Origin of the sequence: Bacillus cereus group sp. BfR-BA-01441 (assembly GCF_022663075.1) — a bacterium.
Taxonomy (GTDB): Bacteria; Bacillota; Bacilli; order Bacillales; family Bacillaceae_G; genus Bacillus_A; species Bacillus_A cereus.
Genome location: NZ_JAKUEU010000009.1, coordinates 109,235 through 115,234, shown reverse-complemented (window position 1 = coordinate 115,234; position 6,000 = coordinate 109,235). Strand labels below are relative to the sequence as shown.

Here is a 6,000-nt window from a genome sequence, read left to right as displayed (position 1 = left end):
GGTTTCACCTGTACTTCTTTTTGCGGCTTTACCTGCATCTCCTTTTGCGGTTTTACTTGCACTTCTTTTTGTGTTTGTTGCATAGCTGGCTGCTGTGTAATTGGTGCTGATTGATACGTAACTTCTTCTTCATCTTCTATTCCAAGCGGAGTTGGTGTTGCTGCAAATTCTTTTTGCTGCACTTCTTTTACGTATTGCTTTGGAGGCGCTGAACCTGCTCCAGCCTGTTGTTTCATGTGAACACTCTTGGATGGCACTTTAATTTTCATACCTGGCATAATTAAATCTGGATTACTAAGTTGTGTATTTGTTTTTTTCAACGTGTCAAAATCCACTCCGTACTTTTTCGCAATTTTCCAAAGGGTATCCCCTTTTTGCACGATATGAATTTTCAAATTTTCCCCCTCCTGTATAACTTATCTATAAGTAACAAATCTCATGAAGTAACTCTTTCTAAATAACATTAACTTCTTTTCACTTTTATCACTTCTTCGATTTTCAATATCATTCGAAGCGGAATAAGCATAAAGAACCACAATGATTTCTTCAAAACAATGTATGCCCATTTCGTTCTCGTTATGATTATATGTATGAAAAAAAGCAACAGGAATACCGTTGCTTTACACACGCTCTAACATACGATTTAATGCAAGAACCGCTTCTGCCGTTACTTGTTTGTCTACGCTAATAACGTTAATTTCTTCTCCTCTTTCTATCGTTTCAAGTGTCCATAATAAGTGAGGCAGATCAATTCGGTTCATCGTTAAGCACGGACACATAAATGGATTAAGTGAAACAATTTCTTTATCTGGATGTTGCTGAATAATTCGGTTCACTAAATTCATTTCTGTACCAATCGCCCATTTGCTACCAGATGGCGCTGATTCAATCATATCAATAATATATTTCGTTGAGCCTGCATAATCTGAAGCAGCTACAACTTCATAACAACATTCTGGATGTACAATAATATTCATATCAGAATGATTTTTTCGTACGCTCTCAATGTTCTTCACTGTAAAATTTTGATGAACAGAACAATGCCCTTTCCATAAAATTACTTGAATTTCTTCTATATCCCCATCGTACTCTAATGAATCTGTGTGTGGGTCCCATACTGCCATTTTATCTAACGGGATACCTAAATCGTACGCTGTATTTCTCCCTAAATGTTGGTCTGGTAAAAAGACGAGACGTTCTTTTTGAGTAAACGCCCAAGATACCATTTGCTTTGCATTAGAAGATGTTACTGTTGCTCCTCCGTTACGACCACAAAACGCTTTAATTGCAGCTGTAGAGTTCACATATGTTAACGGAATCATCGTATCTCCAAATAATTTCGTGAGCTCTTTCCATGCTCTTTCTGTTTGTTCAATATCTGCCATATCCGCCATCGAACAACCTGCACGCATATCTGGTAAGATGACAACTTGATCATCTGTCGTTAACATATCTGCTGTTTCCGCCATAAAGTGCACCCCGCAAAACACAATATATTTTGCGTCTTTATTGCTCGCTGCAACTTGTGCAAGCTGAAGTGAATCCCCTGCTGCATCTGAAAATTGTACCACTTCATCTTTTTGATAATGATGCCCTGGAATGAATAACATTTTCCCCATTTTCTCTTTAATTTCACGAACACGCTTTTCCATATCTTCCGTTGACATCGTGTAATAACGCTCTGGTAACATCGTTTCAATTGGCTGTACTTGTTCTAAAATACTCATATACGTTTCTCCCCTCTAAGCCACTTTCCTTATCCTTCAATATTGAAACTAATATCAAGTGCTTTCACTGAATGTGTTAACGCTCCAAGTGAAATATAATCTACCCCTGTTTTTCCGTATTTCGGTAAATCTTCAATTGTGATGCCCCCTGAAGCTTCTGTAACGATAGCACTTGGTACAATTTTTGAAAACTCCCGGATTTCATCTGGCGTACGATTATCGAACATAATAATATCAGCACCAGCAGCAACAGCCTCTCTCACCTGTTCCTCAGTTTCTGTTTCTACTTCTACTTTCACCATATGTCCTAACTTCTCTTTCACTGATGTAACAGCTTTTGTAATAGAACCAGCAAACGCAATATGATTGTCTTTAATCATGACACCATCATATAAACCGAAGCGATGATTAAATCCACCGCCGCACACGACTGCATGCTTATCAAACATACGTAGTCCTGGCATCGTTTTTCGCGTATCACAAATGCGAGTATGACTGCTATCTAAAGCAAGAACCGCTTTACGCGTCATCGTCGCTATTCCGCTCATACGCTGAATAATATTTAATATAACGCGCTCTGCTGTTAATAACGATGCAATTGGACCTTGCACAGTTGCAATGATTTCGCCTTTTTCTACAAGGTCCCCATCTTTTTTATGAAGCTCTACTTCAATTCTCTCATCAATTAATTTAAATCCTGATTCAATTACTAAACGTCCTGCAAAGACCCCTGTATCCTTCGCAAGAAACGTTCCTTTCGAAAGCAAGTTATCTGGAAAAATAAGCTGAGATGTTACATCTCTTTCCCCTATATCTTCTAAAAAAAATCGATTTAATGCTTCTTTAACTTTTATCGTGTTCATAAAGCCCCTCTTCCCCTCATCACACAAGTTGTCGTTTTCTCTTTACTCGAACAATCTCTTTCTTTCCTATATTTCTATCTGGATAATCACTCCGGTAATGCCCGCCAATACTTTCTTCTCTTTGCAAGGCTGACACAACTATAAGCTCACAAACCGTTAACATATTAATAAGCGTTATCTCTTCATTCGTAAGAACATCATGTTGTAATATCATATTTCGAACACCATACTTACTAAGCCATCTCTTCGCATAAGATAAACTTTGCTCTGTTCGCACAATCCCAACATATTTCATCATGCATTTTTGTATTTCTTCTTTCGTCGGTAAATGATTCAGAACGATAAACTTTGCTTCCTTTTCGGCTAGCATGTTCACCTTTTCTTTTGTCTCTCTAGATAAAATGTGTCGTCCGATTCTTTTTCCAAACACAAGACCTTCTAATAATGAATTACTCGCTAATCTATTTGCACCATGAACCCCGTTACAAGCTACTTCACCGACTGCGTATAAGTTCGGAATAGACGTCTCTCCATCACAGTTCGTTTTCACGCCGCCCATGTGAAAATGAGTACCAGGCACGACTGGAATAAGTTTTTTATTTATATCGACTCCATTTGTTTTACATATCGATGACACGGTCGGAAAGCGTTGTTCAAAGTTTTGAATCATTTCGATGTTTAAGTACACTTTTTCACCCGCAAGTAGCTGTTCATGAATAGCCCTTGCGACTACATCACGAGGCGCTAAATCCTGTTCGGAATGTATATCCATCATAAAACGCTGCCCTTTTCCATTTATAAGGACAGCTCCTTCTCCGCGAACAGCTTCGGACACAAGACCAGAACAACGCCCACCCGCGTATAACATCGTCGGATGAAATTGTATAAACTCTAAATCTACAAGCTCTCCGCCTGCACGGTACACCATTGCAAGTCCATCGCCTGTAATCGTCTCATCATTAGAAGTAAAGGCGTATAAACCGCCAATACCGCCTGAAGCTAACACCGTATAATCTGCATTGCAACGTTTCAATTCTCCTTTATTGTTGCGAGTTAAAGCCCCAACACATTTATCTTTTTCTATAATAAAATCGAGCACCATTTCCTGTTCCACTACCGTAACGTATGGAGCTACTTCTTGAATAAGATGCTCTAATAAATTCTTTCCTGTTGCATCGCCACCTGCATGTAAAATACGACGTTTTCGATGCGCTCCTTCTTTTCCAAGATGAGGACCTGTTTCATCTCCATCAAATTTCATTCCATTTTCAATAAGGTTATTAATTTCTTTCGGTCCTTCCTCGACTAAATAACGGACCACTTCTTCATTGTTATAATGACACCCTGCTACTAGCGTATCTTCAAAATGATTATTAGGATTGTCGTATGTAGCTACCGCTGCGGCAATTCCACCTTGAGCTAAATGTGTATTATTATTATGTTTCGTCTCCTTTGTGATAATAATCACATTCTTTTCGTGACAAATCTCTTTTGCAACACGAAGTGCCGCAACGCCACTTCCAATAATTAAGACATCTGCGCTTGGCATAATTGTTGCCTCCTACTTTACACTTTTCAACTGTCTTGACACCTATATTTACATAGTTTTAAAATAATGACAAGAGTTTTTTTATAATTCTTATTTTCACTACCATTTAAAAAGTAAAAGAAATGTAACTCTTACTAGAGAGAGGAACTTACATGATGATATATCTTGACTATGCAGCTACTACACCTATGAGCGAGGAAGCGTTACAAACATATATGAAAGCAGCTTCACAATACTTCGGAAATGAACAAAGTTTACATGATATTGGAGGAACGGCTTCTTCTTTATTACAAGTTTGCCGAAAAACATTTGCGGAAATGATTGGAGGCAAAGAACAAGGAGTATTTTTCACAAGCGGTGGATCGGAATCGAACTATCTTGCGATTCAATCACTTCTAAATGCCCGAAATAAGAAGCATATTATTACGACACCTATGGAACATGCATCCATTCGAAGTTATTTTCAATCTCTAAAATCAAAAGGCTATACGATCACTGAAATTCCTGTTGATAAAAATGGACTCATTTGTTTAGTAGATTTAGAGGCAGCTATTACGGAAGATACTGTGCTAGCAAGTATACAGCATGGAAACTCTGAAATCGGAACCGTTCAAAACATTACAGAAATCGGGGCACTTTTAAAAAAATATAATGTTTTATTTCATACGGATTGTGTGCAAACGTTTGGTAAACTGCCTATCCATGTTTTTGAGATGGGGATTGATAGTCTTTCTGTTTCAGCACATAAAATATACGGACCAAAAGGTGTCGGCGCTTGCTACATAAATCCGCAAACTCGCTGGGAACAAGTATTTCCAGGAACTTCTCACGAAAAAGGATTTCGCCCAGGTACAGTGAACGTTCCCGGCATCGCATCTTTTTTAACAGCTGCTGAAAATATATTAAAAACTCAATGGGAAGAAAGTTTACGTTTTAAAGAGTTACGATCCTACTTTTTAGAACAAATACAAACACTTCCGCTAGAAATTGAAGTAGAAGGTCATTCTACTTCTTGTTTACCACATATTGTTGGGGTTACAATAAAAGGAATAGAAGGTCAATATACTATGCTAGAATGTAATCGCCATGGTATCGCCATTTCCACCGGAAGTGCTTGCCAAGTCGGTAAACAAGAACCTTCGAAAACTATGCTTGCAATTGGAAAAACGTATGAAGAGGCAAAACAATATGTCCGCTTCTCTTTCGGACAACAAACAACGAAAGATCAAATTGATACTACTATTCATGCACTACACACAATTGGAAATCAATTTTATAGAGGTGTTAAATCATAATGAAACAAAATGAACAAAAAAAGATTTTAGGTGAAGAAAGACGACAACTTATCCTCCAGTGGCTTCTTGCTGCAAATGAACCGTTATCGGGGAATGAACTATCGAAAAAGACGAACGTAAGTAGACAAGTTATCGTGCAAGATATTTCCTTGCTTAAAGCACGAAACGAACCAATTATTGCGACTGCTCAAGGTTATTTATATTTAAAGCCACAAGAGAAGCAACAAACTTTTGAACGCGTAATCGTATGCCAACATAAACCAGCAGAAGTACGTCAGGAACTTACAATGCTTGTTGACCATGGCGTTACGATTAAAGACGTAAAAGTTGAGCATCCTGTATACGGTGACTTAACAGCCTCCATTATGGTAAGCAATCGCTTTGATGTAGAGCAATATTTACAAAAAATCGAAAACACAAATGCTTCCTATCTTTCACAACTAACAGATGGTATTCACTTACATACAATCGAGGCAGATTCTAAAGAAAAATTAGATGCTGCTTGTGAGGCGTTAGATAAAGCAGGATTTCTCGTTTATTAATGTAAAGCACAGAGTTTTTATCAT

Annotated in this window: 6 protein-coding genes; 2 read left to right on the top strand and 4 right to left on the bottom strand. The window is 38.0% G+C overall.

Annotated elements, in window-relative coordinates; translation table 11 throughout:
• The 4 genes from safA to nadB form a co-directional block, all read right to left on the bottom strand.
• Positions 1–395 (bottom strand): SafA/ExsA family spore coat assembly protein (safA, locus tag MR107_RS06685; protein WP_242292199.1); only part of this gene is annotated, 395 nt, incomplete at its 3' end.
• Between the two features lie 225 nt (positions 396–620).
• On the bottom strand, positions 621–1,727 hold the full coding sequence (gene nadA, locus MR107_RS06680) for a quinolinate synthase NadA (RefSeq protein ID WP_000025339.1): 1,107 nt from the start codon (positions 1,725–1,727) through the stop codon (positions 621–623).
• 29 nt (positions 1,728–1,756) lie between these two features.
• Entirely contained in the window at positions 1,757–2,590 is an 834-nt protein-coding gene (nadC, locus tag MR107_RS06675; RefSeq protein WP_069358209.1) for a carboxylating nicotinate-nucleotide diphosphorylase, read from the bottom strand.
• A 19-nt stretch (positions 2,591–2,609) separates the two neighbouring features.
• Positions 2,610–4,139: an L-aspartate oxidase gene (gene nadB / locus MR107_RS06670; protein WP_242292198.1), complete on the bottom strand. Its 1,530-nt coding sequence runs from the start codon at positions 4,137–4,139 to the stop codon at positions 2,610–2,612.
• 152 nt (positions 4,140–4,291) lie between these two features.
• Here nadB and MR107_RS06665 point away from each other — a divergent pair, with 152 nt between their 5' ends.
• Both MR107_RS06665 and MR107_RS06660 read left to right on the top strand, forming a co-directional pair.
• A complete protein-coding gene (locus MR107_RS06665; protein WP_000973777.1) occupies positions 4,292–5,434 on the top strand; it encodes an IscS subfamily cysteine desulfurase in 1,143 nt (380 codons plus the stop codon).
• A complete protein-coding gene (locus MR107_RS06660) occupies positions 5,434–5,976 on the top strand; it encodes a transcription repressor NadR (RefSeq protein ID WP_000812275.1) in 543 nt (180 codons plus the stop codon). The genes MR107_RS06665 and MR107_RS06660 overlap by 1 nt, the downstream gene beginning before the upstream one ends.
• Positions 5,977–6,000: the final 24 nt, after the last annotated feature.